14 protein-coding genes and 2 pseudogenes are annotated in these 16,523 nt (G+C 68.1%); 13 read left to right on the forward strand and 3 right to left on the reverse strand.

The genetic code is table 11. The annotated features are described in order from the left end of the window. The first annotated feature begins 91 nt into the window (after positions 1-91). The 7 genes from ACIPSJ_RS26345 (at position 92) to ACIPSJ_RS26375 (ending at position 7,561) form a co-directional block, all read left to right on the forward strand. Positions 92-679 carry a TetR/AcrR family transcriptional regulator gene (locus ACIPSJ_RS26345; protein WP_401349543.1) on the forward strand — a complete coding sequence of 196 codons (588 nt, stop codon included), beginning with the start codon at positions 92-94 and terminating at the stop codon, positions 677-679. Between the two features lie 602 nt (positions 680-1,281). Next, complete coding sequence (locus ACIPSJ_RS26350) at positions 1,282-1,725, forward strand: VOC family protein (protein WP_359221610.1); 444 nt, start codon at positions 1,282-1,284, stop codon at positions 1,723-1,725. A 364-nt stretch (positions 1,726-2,089) separates the two neighbouring features. Further along, positions 2,090-3,592, forward strand: coding sequence for an FAD-dependent monooxygenase (locus tag ACIPSJ_RS26355; protein ID WP_401349545.1), 1,503 nt, complete (start codon positions 2,090-2,092; stop codon positions 3,590-3,592). A gap of 121 nt (positions 3,593-3,713) precedes the next feature. Beyond that, positions 3,714-4,541 carry an alpha/beta fold hydrolase gene (locus ACIPSJ_RS26360; RefSeq protein ID WP_401349547.1) on the forward strand — a complete coding sequence of 276 codons (828 nt, stop codon included), beginning with the start codon at positions 3,714-3,716 and terminating at the stop codon, positions 4,539-4,541. A gap of 114 nt (positions 4,542-4,655) precedes the next feature. Beyond that, the gene (locus ACIPSJ_RS26365; RefSeq protein WP_401349549.1) at positions 4,656-5,294 is read left to right on the forward strand and encodes a hypothetical protein; all 639 of its coding nucleotides are present in this window, start codon (positions 4,656-4,658) and stop codon (positions 5,292-5,294) included. Between the two features lie 266 nt (positions 5,295-5,560). Continuing rightward, the gene (locus tag ACIPSJ_RS26370) at positions 5,561-6,802 is read left to right on the forward strand and encodes a PP2C family protein-serine/threonine phosphatase (protein ID WP_401349552.1); all 1,242 of its coding nucleotides are present in this window, start codon (positions 5,561-5,563) and stop codon (positions 6,800-6,802) included. A gap of 198 nt (positions 6,803-7,000) precedes the next feature. Then, on the forward strand, positions 7,001-7,561 hold the full coding sequence (locus tag ACIPSJ_RS26375; protein WP_401349554.1) for an AAA family ATPase: 561 nt from the start codon (positions 7,001-7,003) through the stop codon (positions 7,559-7,561). Positions 7,562-7,801: 240 nt separating this feature from the next. Here ACIPSJ_RS26375 and ACIPSJ_RS26380 read toward each other — a convergent pair. Together ACIPSJ_RS26380 and ACIPSJ_RS26385 are read right to left on the reverse strand one after the other, a co-directional pair. Then, positions 7,802-8,205 (reverse strand): annotated as a pseudogene (locus tag ACIPSJ_RS26380) (NUDIX domain-containing protein). A 105-nt stretch (positions 8,206-8,310) separates the two neighbouring features. Continuing rightward, a pseudogene (locus tag ACIPSJ_RS26385) lies at positions 8,311-8,574 on the reverse strand (transposase); the annotation flags it as partial. Positions 8,575-9,193: 619 nt separating this feature from the next. Here ACIPSJ_RS26385 and ACIPSJ_RS26390 point away from each other — a divergent pair. Genes ACIPSJ_RS26390 through ACIPSJ_RS26400 form a run of 3 tightly spaced genes read left to right on the forward strand, consistent with a single transcriptional unit; the run spans position 9,194 to position 12,422 of the window. After that, positions 9,194-10,018: a 6-phosphogluconolactonase gene (locus tag ACIPSJ_RS26390; protein WP_401349555.1), complete on the forward strand. Its 825-nt coding sequence runs from the start codon at positions 9,194-9,196 to the stop codon at positions 10,016-10,018. Between the two features lie 56 nt (positions 10,019-10,074). After that, positions 10,075-11,376, forward strand: a complete 1,302-nt coding sequence (locus tag ACIPSJ_RS26395) for a hypothetical protein (protein ID WP_401349557.1) — start codon at positions 10,075-10,077, stop codon at positions 11,374-11,376. Next, a complete protein-coding gene (locus ACIPSJ_RS26400; RefSeq protein WP_359221624.1) occupies positions 11,373-12,422 on the forward strand; it encodes a BadF/BadG/BcrA/BcrD ATPase family protein in 1,050 nt (349 codons plus the stop codon). Before ACIPSJ_RS26395 ends, ACIPSJ_RS26400 begins: the two co-directional genes overlap by 4 nt. 27 nt (positions 12,423-12,449) lie before the next feature. Here ACIPSJ_RS26400 and ACIPSJ_RS26405 read toward each other — a convergent pair whose 3' ends face one another. Next, positions 12,450-13,196, reverse strand: a complete 747-nt coding sequence (locus tag ACIPSJ_RS26405; protein ID WP_359221625.1) for a GntR family transcriptional regulator — start codon at positions 13,194-13,196, stop codon at positions 12,450-12,452. Positions 13,197-13,331: 135 nt separating this feature from the next. Here ACIPSJ_RS26405 and ACIPSJ_RS26410 point away from each other — a divergent pair, with 135 nt between their 5' ends. From ACIPSJ_RS26410 to ACIPSJ_RS26420, 3 genes are read left to right on the forward strand one after another with little or no spacing between them, the layout of a single operon-like run. Further along, complete coding sequence (locus ACIPSJ_RS26410) at positions 13,332-14,708, forward strand: ABC transporter substrate-binding protein (protein ID WP_401349560.1); 1,377 nt, start codon at positions 13,332-13,334, stop codon at positions 14,706-14,708. A 2-nt stretch (positions 14,709-14,710) separates the two neighbouring features. Then, positions 14,711-15,679, forward strand: coding sequence for a carbohydrate ABC transporter permease (locus ACIPSJ_RS26415; RefSeq protein WP_401349561.1), 969 nt, complete (start codon positions 14,711-14,713; stop codon positions 15,677-15,679). Next, positions 15,679-16,491 carry a carbohydrate ABC transporter permease gene (locus ACIPSJ_RS26420; RefSeq protein WP_359221629.1) on the forward strand — a complete coding sequence of 271 codons (813 nt, stop codon included), beginning with the start codon at positions 15,679-15,681 and terminating at the stop codon, positions 16,489-16,491. The genes ACIPSJ_RS26415 and ACIPSJ_RS26420 overlap by 1 nt, the downstream gene beginning before the upstream one ends. Positions 16,492-16,523: the final 32 nt, after the last annotated feature.

Below are 16,523 nucleotides of genomic sequence, written 5' to 3' on the forward strand. Positions count from 1 at the left end.
GGCCGCCCGGGCCTGCCTCGGTGCCGCGTCCGGCCGGGACGGCACCCCGCAATCTGGACTGATAGGTCAAGAATGGCGTACGCTGTTGGATATGGGGCGACCGCGGAATTTCAACGAGAACCAGGTACTGGAGTCTGTGCGCGAGCAGTTCTGGAATCGGGGCTACGCGGCGACGTCGCTGCAGCACCTGACGGACGCCACGGGACTGGGCAAGGGGAGCCTGTACGGGGCCTTCGGTGACAAACGGCAGCTGTTCTTGCACGTGCTGGACGGCTACCGCGACGAACAGCTGAACGGCGTCCAGGCGGTCCTCGCCGGGCCCGGTACGGCCTTCGAGCGGCTGACCTTGCTGGTCGAGGAGGTGGCCAAGGGTTTCACGGAGGACCCGCAGCGGCGCGGCTGTCTTCTGGTCAACAGCACGTCCGAGCTGCACAGCAATGATCCGGACGTCGTCTCCCGGGCCCGAACCAGCTATCAAGCGGTCGAAGATCTTCTGATCGCCTCTGTGAAGGAAGCCCAGGACGAGGGGACGGTCGAACCGAGCGCGGACGCCCAGGAGCTCGGGCGACTGCTCCTTGCTGTCATGCAGGGCATCGAGTTTCTCGCCAAGACCGATATGGACGGCTCAGCTCTGCTGCAGATAAGCCAGGCCGCCCTCAAGCAGTTGGCCCGGCATTGACCATCCTGCGGGCCGGCACCTTTCGCAGGTGATGTGCCGACAGGCAGGGATCCGGGTGTGCCTGCTTGGGTCGGCGTACGAGCCCAGCCCATCTGCCCTCCGAACGCCCCCACCAGTAGCCCGGGCGCCCGTAGGCAATGGTCCGGCGCCGCCGGCTGCCGAAGCGTCGTTCGGCCCGCGTTGAGGCGCAGTCGATGGCGCAGCCGCACGGCCGCAGAGCCTGCTCGAGGGCATGGCGAAAGGGGGCAGGCCGTCAACCGCGCTGGAACGGGCCCTGGGGGCGAGGCCTCCAGCTCCCCAAGTCCGCGCAGGACGTCGTTCGCGCCTCTCTCCCGCGTGCCGGCGGCGAGCCCTCAACTGGTGCATTGATCCATTGACTTCGCATTGCGCCTGAAGAGGACATAAGTTCTTGACTGTACGGTCCATAAGGTCTACGTTTGAGCTACGACCCGTGGATTTGCCACTGCAAGTAGACGCCGGGTCGGCGACAGACGGGCACAGACTGTTCCGCTGCACGGCAGAGAGAAGTCGGGCGGGACTGCCCGAGGGTCTCGCGTGCCCCACCGCAAACGCCTGCACACGCCCAACGAAAAGTGATCACCATGACCACCGCTGCCCAGCCGCCCTTCACCTACAGCCTCCACAACGTGACGATTTCCGTCAGTGACCTCGACGCGTCGATCCAGTGGTGGAACCGGGTGTTCGGCCTCACCCTGCTGGCGAAGTCCCGCTTCGACGCCATCGGAGCGGACGTCGCCTTCCTGAAGGGCCCCGGTTTCCGGCTCGAACTCCTTCAGCCCGCAGACGGTGTGCGGATCCCTGAACTGACGGCAGAGCCCCCCGCCCACATCCGCCCGATCGGCAACAAGGCCCTGGTCTTCCGTGTCGAGGACCTCGCCAGCGTGACCCGCACCTTTCGTGACCTGGGCGTGACGACCGTCTGGGAGCAGATGGACCTCGGCGACGGCAGCATCTCGACCGCGATCCGTGACAACGACGGAAATCTCATCAACGTCTTCCAGCAGGGCGCAAGCCCGATCGGCTGACACGACGAGCCGATCGCGCTCCGTCCATCCAGGCGGCACAGGACCGGACGTTCACTGTGGATACGGCGCGCGGTCGCCCTGGCCGCCGAGCCAGGGTCAGCCCCTCGGCACGCGGTTGTCCGGGACGCGGTTCGGGAGCACCGTCGGGCCGGTGCCTGACAGGCGGGGCCGCGGCCTGTCTCGTACGGTGGTCCATACGATGCTGCGGGTGCCTGCACGGTCAGGAGAAGCCACGGGTTACGCCACCCGAGTGAAGACCCGGGCACGGGTCACCCACTCGCCCTGAACGTCACCGCTGGCGGCGGGCGGCAGTCTGCCGATCACCCGTCGTACTGCTCGTTCTGTGGCACGCGGAGGGCAGACCATGGGATCCGACGTTGAGGTGCTGGTCGTCGGTGCTGGTCCAGCGGGGTTGCTGCTCGCAGGTGACCTGGCCGAGGCCGGAGTGCGCTGCACCATCGTGGAACGGCGGGAACGGGAATCCCAGCTGACCCGCGCATTCGCCGTCCACGCCCGAACGATGGAGCAACTGGACGCCCGCGGCCTTGCCGACGAACTACTGCTGACCGGCCTGCGCAACCCGATCCTGCAATTCCTGCGGATCGATCTCTCGCACCTGCCGACCCGTTACCCCCACGTACTCGTGACGCCCCAGTACAACACCGAGCGACTGCTCCTGGCCCGCGCCCTGGCACACGGCGTGAACATCATGCGGGCCCACGAAGCGACCGGCGTCCAGCAAGACCCCACCGGTGTCGACGTCACAGTGAAGACACCAGCCGGCACCGCACACAGCCTGCGCGCGGACTTCGTCGTCGGCGCGGACGGACGAAACAGTTGCGTGCGCCAGTCCCTCGGCCTCCCGTTCCCCGGCCGCTCCGCCGTTCGCTCCATGATGCTCGCAGACGTCCGCATGGCCGACCCGCCCAAGAAGCCGCCCACCGTGGCAGCAATCGGAGACGCCTTCGCCATCGTCGTCCCGTTCGGCGACGGCTGGTTCAGGGTCATGGCATGGAATCGCCACCACCCCATGCCCGACAACGCATCGGTCGATCTGGAAGAAATCAAAGACGTCGCCCGCCAGGCGCTCGGCAGCGACTTCGGCATGCACGACCCTCGCTGGCTCTCCCGATTCCACAGCGACGAACGCCAGTCCCCCCGCTACCGAGTCGGCCGAGTATTCCTCGTCGGCGACGCCGCCCACGTCCACTCTCCCGCCGGCGGCATGGGCCTCAACACCAGCATCCAGGACTCCGCAAACCTGAGCTGGAAACTCGCGGCCGTTCAGCGCGGCCGCGCACCAGACGCTCTGCTCGACAGCTACCAGAACGAACGGCACCCGGTAGGACACCGGGTCCTGCGGATGAGCGGCGCACTGCTCCGCGGCGTCCTCACCACACCGCGGGCACTGTGCGGCCTCCGTGACCTCTCGGCGCGAACAGTGCTGCAAATCCCACCAGTGTCCCGCCGACTGGCCACAGCAATCTCGGGAATCGACATTTCCTACGCCGCCCCGGCCGGCGCACACCCCCTCGTCGGCAAGCGGGCACCCGACATCCCCCTCACCGACGGCCGCAGGCTCTACGAAGCCCTCCGCCGGCGGCGGTTCATCCTTGTCACCCCGCCCGACACCGAGCACCTCCCCTCACTCATCACAGAGTGGGTCGGCGAGGTCGAGATCGTATCCCCGAAGGGCGCCACCAAAAAAAGTGTTCTGGTCAGACCGGACGCCTACATCGCATGGGCCATCTCGGACGAGTCACCCGAACATCGCATCACCGCGGCCCGCCAAGCACTGACCGAATGGTGCGGCACACAGGGCACCAGCTCCGGAACATCAGTGAACCGCGGCTGCTCAGCGCGCTGAAGCAATACTCCTCGGCTAGGGTTCAACGAAGTGCACATTACGGACAAGGTTGCTAGTTGCGGTCACGGTATCGAGCTCCATTCATGTGGGGCTGCGAACCCGTTTCGAGAGGAACAAGCAGATGCCTTTCGCCACCGCCAAGGACGGCACACAGATCTTCTACAAGGACTGGGGCTCGGGCCAGCCCGTCGTGTTCTCCCACGGCTGGCCGCTGACCGCGGATGCGTGGGATCCCCAGATGAAACTGATGGCGGACAACGGCTTCCGCGTCATCGCCCACGACCGGCGCGGTGGCGGACGCTCCGGGCAGCCGTGGGAGGGCAACGACCTCGACACGTACGCCGACGACCTGGCAGCGGTCATCGAGGCCGAGGATCTCCACGACGTAATCCTGGTCGGCCACTCCACCGGCGGCGGTGAGGTCACCCGCTACACCGGTCGGCACGGCACCGGACGAGTGGCCAAGCTGGTCCTGCTCGGCGCGATCCCCCCGCTGATGCTCAAGACGGACGCGAACCCCGAGGGCCTGCCCCTCAAAGTCTTCGACGAGATCCGTGAGGGCGTCGCGACGGACCGTTCGCAGTTCTACGAGGACCTCAGCGCTGCGTTCTACGGGGCCAACCGCGACGGCTCGACGGTCTCGCAGGGCACCCGCGACGAATTCTGGCTCTGGAGCATGACGGTCGGCATCAAGGGTGCCTACGACTGCGTCAAGGCGTTCTCGGAGACGGACACCACCGAGGACCTCAAGAAGGTCGACGTGCCTACGCTGATCGTGCACGGTGACGACGATCAGATCGTCCCCATCGTGTCCGCAGGCGCCAAGTCCTCCAAGCTGGTCAAGGGCTGCATCTACAAGGTGTACGAGGGCGCCCCGCACGGACTGGCGATGGTCCCCAAATTCGCCGAGACGTTCAACAAGGACCTCCTCGACTTCGCGCGCAGCTGAGCCGAAACCTGGGTCTGAACCGCGACAGCTCGGCTTGAGGACGGCACAGGTTCGCGCGGTCCCCGGGACGGGCTGTTCGCGTGACGACCACTCCCGTGATTGCCACGAGGTCGGTTGGCATCGATGCTGCTGTGCCTGCTGGCCGGCCGTGCGCTGACCGGCGTGCAGCACAAGGTGTTTGCCTCGCTGACCCGTCCGGTCTTCGCGGACGAAGAGACAGTCGCTGACCTGGCCGAACCGGAGGTGGCGGCAGCACTCGGCCTGGAGCCCGACGTGGCAGAGGCGATGCGGGAGGAACAGTTGGACATGGGGCCGGTCAACTGCCGTGATCCCTTCGGCTCTCCGCACAGCCCCACAGGGCAGGTCTGCCATGTGGCGCCGGCGATGTGCATGCTGTGCCGCAACGCGGTGGTCTTCCCCGCCCACCTGCCGCGCCTGGTCCTGCTGGCGGAGCACATCGAGATGATGCGTAACCGGCTGGCCCCGCAGCAATGGCAGGCCGTCTGGGGAGTACGACCGATGACCCTCCCTGCCGCCTCCCGGCCCGGCGCAGGCATGCCTGCCCAGGCGTTCGCCGACGACGAGCCGGTCCTCACCCCGGCCGGCGGCCTGCTTCCGCACGTGTCCGTGCCCGTGTTCGGACAGAGGGAGCGCTGGAGCGGGGCCTGTCTGCGGCGGCCGAGCAACGTCTCGCCCAGGAACTGGCGGATCGCCTGGAGCTCGGACAGGGTCACAGGTTCTTTCGCGCTGTAGAGCTGGCTGGCGATGGTGGAGCGGGCGCGGTGGCAGGCGATGCTGCCGCGGGGCGTCGACGGCCGATACGCGGTGCCGGGCTGAGGGCCGTTCGGTGCGTCCTGTCGCCGGTGCGGGGTGGTTCCGGCGTAGGGCGGCCGAGTGACAGGTGGGGGACAGTGAGGGGCGAAAGTGGCAATCCGACGTTCTCGTGTCAGGCCCGCTGGCGTGGTGCGGGCGCATAGTGGAACCGGGAGGAGGTCCGGAAGGGAACGGGGTGAGCGCCTGTGACCACACCAGCAATCGACTATCACGCGCTGTTCGCCGCCACCCCCAGTCCCTACCTGGTGCTCGGCCCTGATCTCGTGATCCTCGACGTCAACGCGGCCTACTGCCGGGCGACCGGCCGCACGCGCGACGACCTCATCGGGCAGTATCTCTTCGACGCGTTCCCCGACAACCCGGCGGACCCCAACGCCGACGGGGTGCAGAACCTCAGCGCCTCCCTGCACCGGGTCCTGCTGTCAAAGCAGCCGGACACCATGGCGGTGCAGAAGTACGACATCCCTGTGCCCGACCGTCCCGGAGCGTTCGAGGAACGCTGGTGGTCCCCGATCAACACCCCCGTGCTCGGGCCGGATGAACAGGTCGCGTGGATCATCCACCGGGTGGAAGACGTCACCGAATTCGTGCTTTCCCACAACACCCGCGCCCGGCCTGGTCAGGCGCTGACCGAACATGAGGCCATGGAGGCCGAGCTGTATGCGCGGTCGCGGGAACTCCAGCTGGTGATCGAGCAGCTGCGCAAGGCCCATGCCCGGGAACGGAAGATCGCCGTCACCCTCCAGGAGGCGATGATGCAGTCGCCGGACCTGGCCCGGCACCCGAACATCGCGGTGCGCTACCTGCCCGCGGCCAAGGGCCTCAACGTGTGCGGCGACTGGTACGACGTCGTGGACCTGCCAGATGACCGCTTCGCCGTCGCGGTGGGCGACGTCGTCGGCCACGGCCTGGAGGCCGCCGCCGCCATGGGCATGCTCCGCAGCGCCCTGTCCGCCGCGGTCCGCGCCCTGCATGAACCCGCCAGCGCCATGGAAGCGCTGGGCCTGTACGCCCGGTCGGTGGAAGGCGCATGCACGACCACTGCCGTCAAAGCCGTCGTCGATACCCACGGCCGGCACATCACCTACAGCAGCGCCGGCCACCCTCCACCGGTCCTTGTCCGCCCTGACGGCACCTTCGTCCTGCTCGACCAGGCCACCGACCCGCCTCTGGGCGCCCGTCCGGACCATGTCCCGCGCCCCCAGGCCGCTGTGCCCTACGCATCCGGTGACACCCTCGTCCTCTACACCGACGGGCTCATCGAACGCCGCGGAGAAGACATCGACGTCGGCCTGCATCGGCTCACCGACACCCTTTGCGGCAACCCTCGGCTCAGCCCGGACCACCTGGCCGATGCCCTGCTGTCCCGCCTCGGCGTCAGCAGCGGTGGGCACGACGACATCGCCTTGATCGTCGTCCGCCTCTAACAACCCCGTCATGTCGCAAGAGGCGTGACCGGCTCGGACGGGAGTGGCGCTCGGAGCGCGGAGGCAGCAGGGAACGTGATGCGCCACTGGGGAGCCTAGCCGCGGCTTCACCCGAGGCAAGGGCCCGGGACGATGAGGTGATTTTTCGATCCGGCCTTGCCATGGTCGGTCGGATTCGGTTGGGGAACGCCGGAGCTCGTGGGTAACGTACCCAGGGTGATTGTGGGAGCGGAGGAGACCAGGCTGGTCGTACTGCGCGGCAACAGCGCTTCGGGCAAGTCGTCTGTCGCGGCTGGTCTGCGCGAGCGGTTCGGCCGTAACCTGGCCCTCGTCGGCCAGGACAACCTGCGACGAATCGTGCTGCGCGAGCGGGACCGGCCCGGGGCAGCCAACATCGGCCTGATCGACATGACAGCCCGCTACGCGCTGTCCGCCGGGTTCCACACGGTCGTCGAGGGGATCCTGTACGCCGACCGGTATGGCGCGATGCTCGAGGGCCTCGTCCGCGACCACCGGGGCACCACTTGCTGCTACTACCTCGATGTGCCGCTGCAGGAGACACTTGTGCGACACGGGACGAAGCCCGCGGAGTACCGGGGGCAAGTCACCGACGAGCACCTGCGTGAGTGGTTCCGCGAACGGGACCTGCTGCCCGGCGGTATCGAGACCGTTATCGGCCCGGGCAGCGCCTTGGACGTCACCGTGGACCGCATCATGCGCGAGACCGGCCTGGACCGGGTGCCGGCGATTGACCGCTGAGTCCGCTGACCGCCCATTGGCTTGGTCGTCGCCGAGCACGGCAAAAACCGAGGTCCCGCATCTCCGGGCCGAGATGTTGGGAGGCCGTTGCCGCCGCTGTTGATGACGGCGCTCACTACGTGGATGTTGCCCCGCCCCTCTGTGCTCTGTCCGCACGACCGCTCGCGTCCTTCCCACCGTTCGGCAGGCCGCGCGGGGTGCGGATCCACGTCCGCCATCGATTGCCAGGGCGTATGGCTGTTACTGCCAGCCGTCGAGGGACACTTGTGGGCCGCTCGAGAGGGAGCGCCGCAGAGCACTCGCGGTGGTGGCGACGAAGTCGTCGGGGATGGCATTTGTGTCGACCCAGCGGACCTGGGCGCGTTTCGGGGCTCGCGGTTTTCGGGTTCGCCGTTGGGTGCTTCGACGCCCCAGGCTCCGTGGATGATGTGGGCGACCTGGAGGGACTCGGGTTTCACGGTCAGGCCGGTTTCCTCGTACAGCTCGCGTGCCGAAGTCTCCGTGATGGACTCGCCGGGTTCGCTCTTGCCGACGGGGAGGTCCCACATGCCCTGGGCGAACTTGGCGTTCTGGCTGCGCTGGAGGAGGACGACCCGGTCGGTGGTCCTGTCGTGGACGATGACGGCGGCGATCAGCAGAGTCATGGACTCAAGTGCGGGCGGCAGGGCTTTGGACTGGTCGTCGGTTGTCCGCTGAGCCACGGCTGGTGTCCCTTCGCCGGCCGGTTGGTGGGCAGCTTAGAAGTTGCCTCACGTGGTGAGTTTCGCGAGTTTCTTGTAGCAGATGAGAGCTGCGGCGAGGCCCAGGAAGGCGAGGAAGTTGCTGCCCTTGCGTTCATAGCGGACAGTGAGACGGCGGTAGCCGAACAGCCAGGCGATTGACCTCTCGATCTTCCAGCGGTGTCGGCCGAGCCGCTCGCCGGACTCGATGCCCGGGCGCGCGATGCGCGGGATGAGTCCTCGGGGGCGGAGCCAGGCAAGGTGTGCGGCGGAGTCGTACGCCCAATAGGCATGTGGGTTGGTCGTTGGGCCGGTCCAGGCAGGGGCTGGGAAGACGTCTGAGACATACGCCGCGCCGGAGTGCTTCGACAAGAGGGACGCTGTTCCAGCCCCTGCCGTGTCGCGTTCAACCGCCGTACCGTGCCGTGGTTCGAGCCATGCCCAGGGCTACCTCCCGATCAGCCGGAGCCGTCGACGGGCAGGTCGCAGTCGCCGTTGCCGACCGGTTCGCGCCGCAGTGGCTCTCGCCGGCGGTTTCCGGCAGTTCGCCCCTGGCCCGACCTCACGATCGTCACGACGCGGGCTGCCGTGGTCGGCCCAGAAGGCACAGACGCATTGGCCCGCGAGGAAGGCGCCGCGCGCCCCCAGGCGCTCACTCTGTTTCTCCGCCCGGGCGGCCCGGACCCCCGGTCCGAATCCGGCTTCGTGTCTGAACCGGGCCGGAACGGCATCCAGGAGTGGCGGACGCATCGTGGTGCCGAGGCTGCTGTCCTGCTCGGCTTCCGTCGAGCTCGTTCGGGCAAGGCGTGGATGTCATCACTTGGGCCATTGCTCATACCAGTCAGACCAGGTTAATATCTTTGGCGTAACTGGTTCGCCCAATTCCTTGGCCGGCTGATGAGGAGTTCATCCTGTGCGGGTTTCGCCGATCGTCTTCCCGGATCCGGAGTCGCTGGGGCGCAGGCTTGCCGCGGAGATCGCGGACGAGATCGAGCAGGCCGCGCGAGCGGGGCGGATGTACCTGCTCGGCTGCCCTGGAGGTCGCAGCGCCGCCAGTACGTACCGCGCGTTGGCGGAGGAAGCCGCGGCGCGGCGTATGGATCTCGGGCATGTCGTCATCGTGATGATGGACGAGTACGTCGAGGTCGCGGCTTCGGACGCATACGGCTGGCAGTACCGGGTGATCGATCCCAGGCTGCCCCACAGCTGCCTCCGGTTCGGGCGCGAGGAGATAGTGGAACCACTGAACAGGGCCGCCGAGCCGGGGCGGGGGGTCACCCAGGAGCGGCTGTGGGCCCCGGACCCGAGCGATCCGGAGGCGTACGACCGCAGGATCGCGGAAGCCGGCGGCATCGATCTCTTCCTGCTCGCCTCCGGGGCGGGGGACGGGCACATCGCCTTCAACCCCGTGGGCGGCGCGGCGGACTCCCGGACCCGGGTGGTCCCGCTGGGGGAGCAGACCCGGATCGACAACCTGTCCACCTTCCCGACGTTCGGCGGGCTGGAGGACGTTCCCCGCTACGGGGTCACCGTCGGCCTCGGCACCATCCGTTCGCAGTCCAGGCGTGTGGTGATGGTGGCGCACGGTCGTGACAAGGGCCAGGCGGTCCGGCGACTCACTCAGGCCAAGAGGTACGAGGCCGACTGGCCGGCGACCGTCTTCGCCGACTGCGCACATCCACAGCTCTACCTGGACCAGGCGGCGGTCGCCGCAGCCGCGTCGTTCGCCTCGCTCTGACGTCGCGCCTCACCTCACCACCCGAAGTTGCCTCAACGACAGATCCTGGAGGATCGATGGCTCGCGTAAAGATCGCCTACCTCGGCGGTGGCTCCTCACGTGCGGCGGGGACCATGGCCTCGTTCATGCACCACGGCAAGGAGTTCGACGGCTCCGAGTTCGTCCTGATCGACCTGGAGCAGGACCGGCTCGACGTGGTCCAGAAGCTCACCCGGAAGATGGCCCGCAACCAGGGTCTCGACATCACCATCACCACGTCGACCAACCAGCGCGAGGCCCTGCGCGATGTCGACGCCGTGCTCAGCAGCTTCCGTCCGGGCGGTTTCGAGGCCCGCGCGCTGGACGAGCGGATCCCACTCAAGTACGGCGTCATCGGCCAGGAGACGCAGGGGCCGGGCGGCATGATGATGGCGCTGCGTTCGATCCAGATCATCAAGAGCCTCTGCGCAGATCTCGCCGACGTCGCCCCAGGCGCACGGATCTTCAACTACACCAACCCGGTCAACATCGTCTCCCAGGCGGTGTCCGACTACACCGACATCCCGATCGTCTCCTTCTGCGAGGGCCCGATCGTCTTCCCGCCGGTGGTCGCCAAGGCCGCCGGGCTCGACCCGGCGAAGCTCAAGGCCAACCTGGTCGGCATCAACCACAACTGCTGGTCCAACGAAGTGACCTACGACGGGCGGGACGCGTTCCCGATCCTGCGCGAGCGCTACGAGGCGCTGAGGGACAAGCCGACCGACGACATCAACGGTCTGCGGGCGCTGCACCTGGCGGTGGCCATGGAGTCCATTCCTTCGGACTACTTCAACTACTACTACTTCCGTGACGAGATCCTGCGCGAGCGGCAGTTGGCCGAGAAGACCCGTTCCGAGATCATCATGGACGCGCTGCCCGGCTACTGGCAGCACTACCGCGAGCAGGCGGACTCCGATGCCCCGCAGCTGCGGCAGGAGTGCTCCCGTGGTGGTATCCACGAGCTGGAGCTGGCCATCGACGCGATCAGCGCCTACTACAACGACGCTCCGATCCGACAGCCTTTCAACATCACCAACACCGGCGGCTGGCTGCCCGGCTTCGAGGACTCGACCGTCGTCGAGCTGTGGGGCACGGTGGACGGCAAGGGCTTCCACCCCGAGAAGCAGAAGCCGCTGCCGCACTCCGTGCTGGGCATCACCCAGCAGCTGGCGGAGTACCAGATCCTCACCGCCAAGGCCGGCTGGGAGGGTGACGTGGCCGACGCGGTCCGTGCCATGACGGCCAACCCGCTCGTGCCGTCGCTGTCCGTGGCCGAGGCACTGTACGCCGAGATGGCCCACGCCCAGCGTGCCTGGCTGCCGGAGCGTCTGCTGCCGTGACCCGGACACAGACGGCAGGCCCCGCGTCCACGCTCTTCCTGGGCGTGGACGCGGGCAACAGCAAGACCGCCGCCCTGGTGTCCACCGCCTCCGGTGAGGTGGTGGGCGCCGGGCGTTCGGGCTGCGGTGACATCTACGGCACCCCGACCCCCGAGGACGCCGTGGCCGAGGTGCTGGCAGCCGTGCGTACGGCGCTGGACCAGGCCGGGGCGGAGATCGGCGACGTCTCCGGAGCGGCCTTCCGGCTGGCCGGCGTCGACTGGCCCGAGGACCGGGACTACTGGGACGAGGCCCTGACACGGCACTGCGCCGGCGGGCTGAGCGCGCGGACCATTCTCAACGACGGCTATGCCGCGATCCGGTGCGGTGACCCCTCGGGGGTCGGCATCTCGGTGACCGGGGGCACGGCGTCGGCGATCGCCGCCCGCGGGCCCGGTGGCGAGCTGTGGGACATGGGCTGGTGGGGCCAGTACCCCATGGGCGCGGTCGGTCTGGCGAACGAGGCATTCCGGGCGGTCGTCCTGGCCGAACTGGGGCTCGGCCCGGGGACCGCCCTGACCGAGGCCCTGCTCGCGCACTACGAGAAACCCACCGTGACAGCGCTCAACCACTGGCTGACGCGACGCCACGATCATGCCTCCGGGCAGGAACGCAACAGCTGCGCACGGGTGGTCACAGCGGTGGCCGCGGCGGGCGATCCGGTGGCAGCGGACATCGTCCGGGCCCAGGGTGCCCACTTCGCCCGGTACGCCGGAGTGGCCGCGCGGCGCACCGGTCTCATGCGGGCCGACCGGCCCGTGAGCATCGTGCTGTCCGGCTCGGTGCTGATGGCGCCGGACTCCCCGGTCGCCGAGGCACTGCTCGCGGAGCTGCCGGCCCACGTACCGGGGGCGGTGCTGCTGCGTAGCTCGCTGCCGCCGGTGGCGGGAGCGCTCCTGGACGCGCTCGGTGAGGCGGGCGTGCCGCTGCCTGAGCCGGAGACGGCCGACGCCGTGCTGGACCGCGTCAGGCGGAGCATGCCGCCCCAGGAGTTCCTGGCCACCTGAGGCACCGGCCGGCGCCCGCCGGTGCCGTCAGCCCCTGGGGATCGGCCGGAACAGGTCGGCCTGGAAGCGGTAGGCGTCGCTGCGGTACACCATCCGGCCGACCAGCACCGGGGAACCGTCGTCGGTGTAGGTCAGCTCCTCGCCGATCAGCACCGGATCCCCGGACGGGATGTCCAGCAGCGCGGCGGTGGTCTGATCGGCCGCCGCCGCACGGACCGTGTAGGAGCTGCGGGCGATGCGCAGCCCACAGGCCTGCTCCAGGGTCTCGTACAGCGAGCGATCGGTGAGGTCGGTTTCCGCCAGTCCGGGTGCGAGTGTCAGCGCCACCACGCTGGTGTCCACGCAGACGGGCACGCCGTCCAGGCTGCGCAGCCGCCGAAGGTCGAGGACGCGGGAGGCAGGAGCGACGGCCAGTTGCTCGGCCTCCTCGAAGGTGGCGGACCGGGCGCGCTGGTGGAGAACCTTGGACTCCGGTCGCAGCCCGCGAGCACGCGCCATCTCCGTGAAACTCTGGAGTGTGCTCGGGGGTTCGCCCACGACGCTGCGGCGGACGAACCAGCCGCGCTGCGAGGACCGCTCCAGCTTGTTCTCCTCGGCCAGGCGGCTCAGGGCCAGGCGCAGCGTGGACCGGCTGACCCCGAGGGCGACGGCGAGATCGCGCTCCCCAGGCAGCCGGCTTCCGGCCTGGTAGAGCCCGCGGCGCAGTGCATCACTGAGCCGACGGTAGGTCTGGTCGACGGCGGCCCCCGCCTTGGTGTCTTCCACGCTCGTCATGCCTCCAACGCTATCAAAACTGGTCTGACAAATGGAGTGAACAAACCAGCTTCACCAATCTGGACTAAGTGGTATGCCCTGACTTAGGCTCGGTTCACCCGGGCTCCCGGGCACTTATCGAGGACAGGAGACACCGTGGTCTCGCGCAGTAGAACCCGACGGATCACCGGCGCGTTCGTTTCTTTCACGGCAGTCGGCCTGCTCGCCAGTTGCGTGCCGGGCACCACCGGGGCCGGCACCGCCAACAGCGCGGGCAAGGGCGCGGTCGCCACTGATCCGGCTGCCATGGGCAAGGTCACGCTGAACGTCCTGGACACGTTCTCCGGTGGTACGGACAACACGTGGATGACGTCCGTCGTCAAGACCTTCGAGAAGAAGTACCCCAACATCACGATCAAGCGGACCTCGATGGCCTGGGGCGACGCGATGGCCGCCCTGCCGCTCAAGCTGAAGTCCGCCAACCCGCCGGACATCGTCCCGCCCAACAACGGCTGGCAGTCCATGGGAACGCTGGTCCGTGGTGGACTCCTGCTCAACCTGGACAACTACGCCAAGGCCTACGGGTGGAACAAGTCCTTCCCGCAGTCGATCCTGAGCCAGGAGGAGTTCAGCACCGACGGCAAGCAGATGGGCACCGGCTCGCTGTTCGGCACCCCGGTCGCCCGGGCATCCCTGATCGAGGTCTACTACAACCGCTCGCTCCTGAAGAAGATCGGAGCGAAGGTCCCGACCACCCTCGCCGAGTTCGAGGCCGATCTGGCCAAGGCCAAGTCGGCCGGCATCACCCCCGTCACCGTCGGCAACTCCGATCAGAACGGCGTCACCCAGACGCTCTACTCGCTGATGGACGCCTACGGAAGTCAGCGCAAGATCTCCGACTTCGTCTACTCGCAGAACGACGTGGGCATCACCCGGACCGGCTTCCCCGAGGCGGTGGCCACGTACAAGAAGTGGTCCGACAAGGGCTATCTGACCGAGGACTACGCCGGCGTCGCCTCCGCGGCCGCCGCCCAGTCCTTCGTCAACGGCAAGGGACTCTTCCACTTCGACTACTCCGGCTCCCTGCCGCTGAAGACGGGGCAGTCCAAGGGCTTCGGCTCGTTCGTCCTGCCCCGCGCGGATGGCGGCAAGGCGGTGGCGACCGCCTCCGCGGCGGCCAACTTCTCCATCTCCTCGAAGTCCCGGCACGCTGACGCGGCCGCCGCCTTCCTCGATTTCGCGGCCGGTGAGCAGGCGGCCGAACTGGCTGTGGAGAACGGGACGATGCCGCTGCTGCACCCGGACGTCAAGGCGACCGGTGAGGACCCGCTGCTCGCGGACGACGTGGCCATCGCCCAGGGCATCTCGGCGGACGGCACCGCCGTGCCCTACCTGGACTGGGCCACACCGACGCTCTACAACACCATCAACACCACCATGCAGAGCATGCTGGCCGGCAAGTCCACGGAGAAAGCGGTGGTCACCGCGGCCGACCGCGACGCTGCGGCCTATGTGAAGACCCTGGGGAAGTAGGCATGGCCACACTCAGGGAAGGGCCCGCCCCGCAGGCCGCCGTCGCAGGCGCCGCCGAGGCCGGCCGCGCTCCCCGCACAGCGCGGCGCGCCCGGTTCTCCTCCTCCCGGAGCCGTCGGCGCCTGCTGGGACTCGTCTACCTCGCCCCCGCACTGCTGGTCTACACCTTCGTCGTGCTGCTGCCCGCCGGACAGGGACTGCAGCTGTCCTTCTACCACTGGGACGGGGTCACCTCCGCCACCTGGGCCGGGTTCGGCAACTACACCGGCTTCCTCACCGACGCCACGCTGCGCCAGGCGGTCGTGCACACGCTGTTCTTCATCGTGTTCTTCTCCCTCCTGCCGATCGTCCTCGGCATGGCGAGCGCCGCGGTGACGGCACGCAAGGACGTGCGCGGCGCCGCCGTCTACCGCTCGGTCATCTTCCTCCCCCAGGTGCTCACTCCGGCCGTGAGTGCCGTGGTGTGGACGCGGATCTACGCACCGGACGGTCCGCTCAACTCCGTCCTCACCGCGTTCGGCCTCGGCGGGCTGACCCGCGGCTGGCTGGGTGACTTCACCTGGGCGCTGCCCGCACTCGGTCTGGCCGGCACCTGGGCGGCGTACGGACTGTGCATGGTGCTGTTCGTCGCCGGGACCCAGAACATCCCCGGTGAGCTGTACGACGCCGCGCGCATGGACGGGGCCGGCCCGGTTCGGGAGTTCTTCACCGTCACCCTGCCGGGCCTGCGCGGACAGCTCGCGGTGGTGCTGACGCTCACCCTGCTGGGCGCCATCCGGGTCTTCGACATCGTCTGGCTCACCACCAAGGGGGGCCCGGGGACGTCCACCATCACCCCCACCGTGGTCCTCTACCAGCGGGCCTTCACCAACCCCGACGTCGGGGCCGCCTGCGCCATCGGCGTCGTCCTGGCACTGGTCTCGCTGACCGTGTCGCTTGTCGTGGTCAAGCTGACGGAAGGAGACGACTGATGATCTCGAAGCGGGAGAAGGTGTTCAACTACACCTTCCTGACCCTGCTCGCCGTCGGCGTCCTCTTCCCGGTGGTGTGGATCCTCGGTGTCGCGGTGAGCCCCGACACCGCGGGAACACTCGACCTCGGCCATCTGCAGTGGTCGAACTTCACCGAGGCGTGGCGACAGGGAGGTTTCGGCCAGTACCTGAGGTCGAGCCTGATCATCACGGGCACGGCGGTGGCCGCTTCGACCGTGTTGGCGATCCTCAGCGGCTATGCCTTCGGGGTGCTGGGCGTGGTGGGGGAGAAAGTCCTCTTCCCGGTCCTGCTGTTCGGGATCATGATCCCGATGGAAGCGATCATCGTCCCGCTCTACTACGACTTCCAGTCCGGGGGACTGACCGACACCTACCAGGGCATCATCCTCGCCCATGTGGGCCTGGGCGTGAGCTTCGGCGCCTTCTGGATGCGCGCCGCTTTCCGTGCGGTGCCGCCCAGCATCGGTGAGTCGGCCCAGATGGACGGTGCCAACAGCTGGACCATGCTGTGGCGCGTCTACCTGCCGATCGCCCGGCCCGCGATCCTCACCTTCGTCCTCCTCAGCTTCATGTGGACCTGGAACGACTACTTCCTCTCCCTGATCCTCGTCTCCGACCCGTCCCACCAGCCCATCACCCTCGGACTCGGCGCGTTCTCCGGCCGCTATCTGGTCCACATCAACCTGCTCGCGGCGGCGGCGGTCCTGATCTGCCTGCCCGTGGTGGTCCTCTACCTCTTCTTCCAGAGGCAGTTCATCCGCGGCATGCTCTCCGGCGCCGTCAAGGGATGAACCCGCCGGCGGACCGGCCTCACGCACCCCGC

Origin of the sequence: Streptomyces sp. NPDC090088 (assembly GCF_044747345.1) — a bacterium.
Lineage (GTDB): Bacteria > Actinomycetota > Actinomycetes > Streptomycetales > Streptomycetaceae > Streptomyces.

Bases quoted from the DNA above. Each gene is read 5' to 3' on its own strand.
- ACIPSJ_RS26345 (WP_401349543.1), top strand. From the start codon at position 92: ATGGGGCGACCGCGGAATTTCAACGAGAACCAGGTACTGGAGTCTGTG.
- ACIPSJ_RS26350 (WP_359221610.1), top strand. From the start codon at position 1,282: ATGACCACCGCTGCCCAGCCGCCCTTCACCTACAGCCTCCACAACGTG.
- ACIPSJ_RS26355 (WP_401349545.1), top strand. From the start codon at position 2,090: ATGGGATCCGACGTTGAGGTGCTGGTCGTCGGTGCTGGTCCAGCGGGG.
- ACIPSJ_RS26360 (WP_401349547.1), top strand. From the start codon at position 3,714: ATGCCTTTCGCCACCGCCAAGGACGGCACACAGATCTTCTACAAGGAC.
- ACIPSJ_RS26395 (WP_401349557.1), top strand. From the start codon at position 10,075: ATGGCTCGCGTAAAGATCGCCTACCTCGGCGGTGGCTCCTCACGTGCG.
- ACIPSJ_RS26405 (WP_359221625.1), bottom strand. From the start codon at position 13,196: ATGACGAGCGTGGAAGACACCAAGGCGGGGGCCGCCGTCGACCAGACC.
- ACIPSJ_RS26415 (WP_401349561.1), top strand. From the start codon at position 14,711: ATGGCCACACTCAGGGAAGGGCCCGCCCCGCAGGCCGCCGTCGCAGGC.
- ACIPSJ_RS26420 (WP_359221629.1), top strand. From the start codon at position 15,679: ATGATCTCGAAGCGGGAGAAGGTGTTCAACTACACCTTCCTGACCCTG.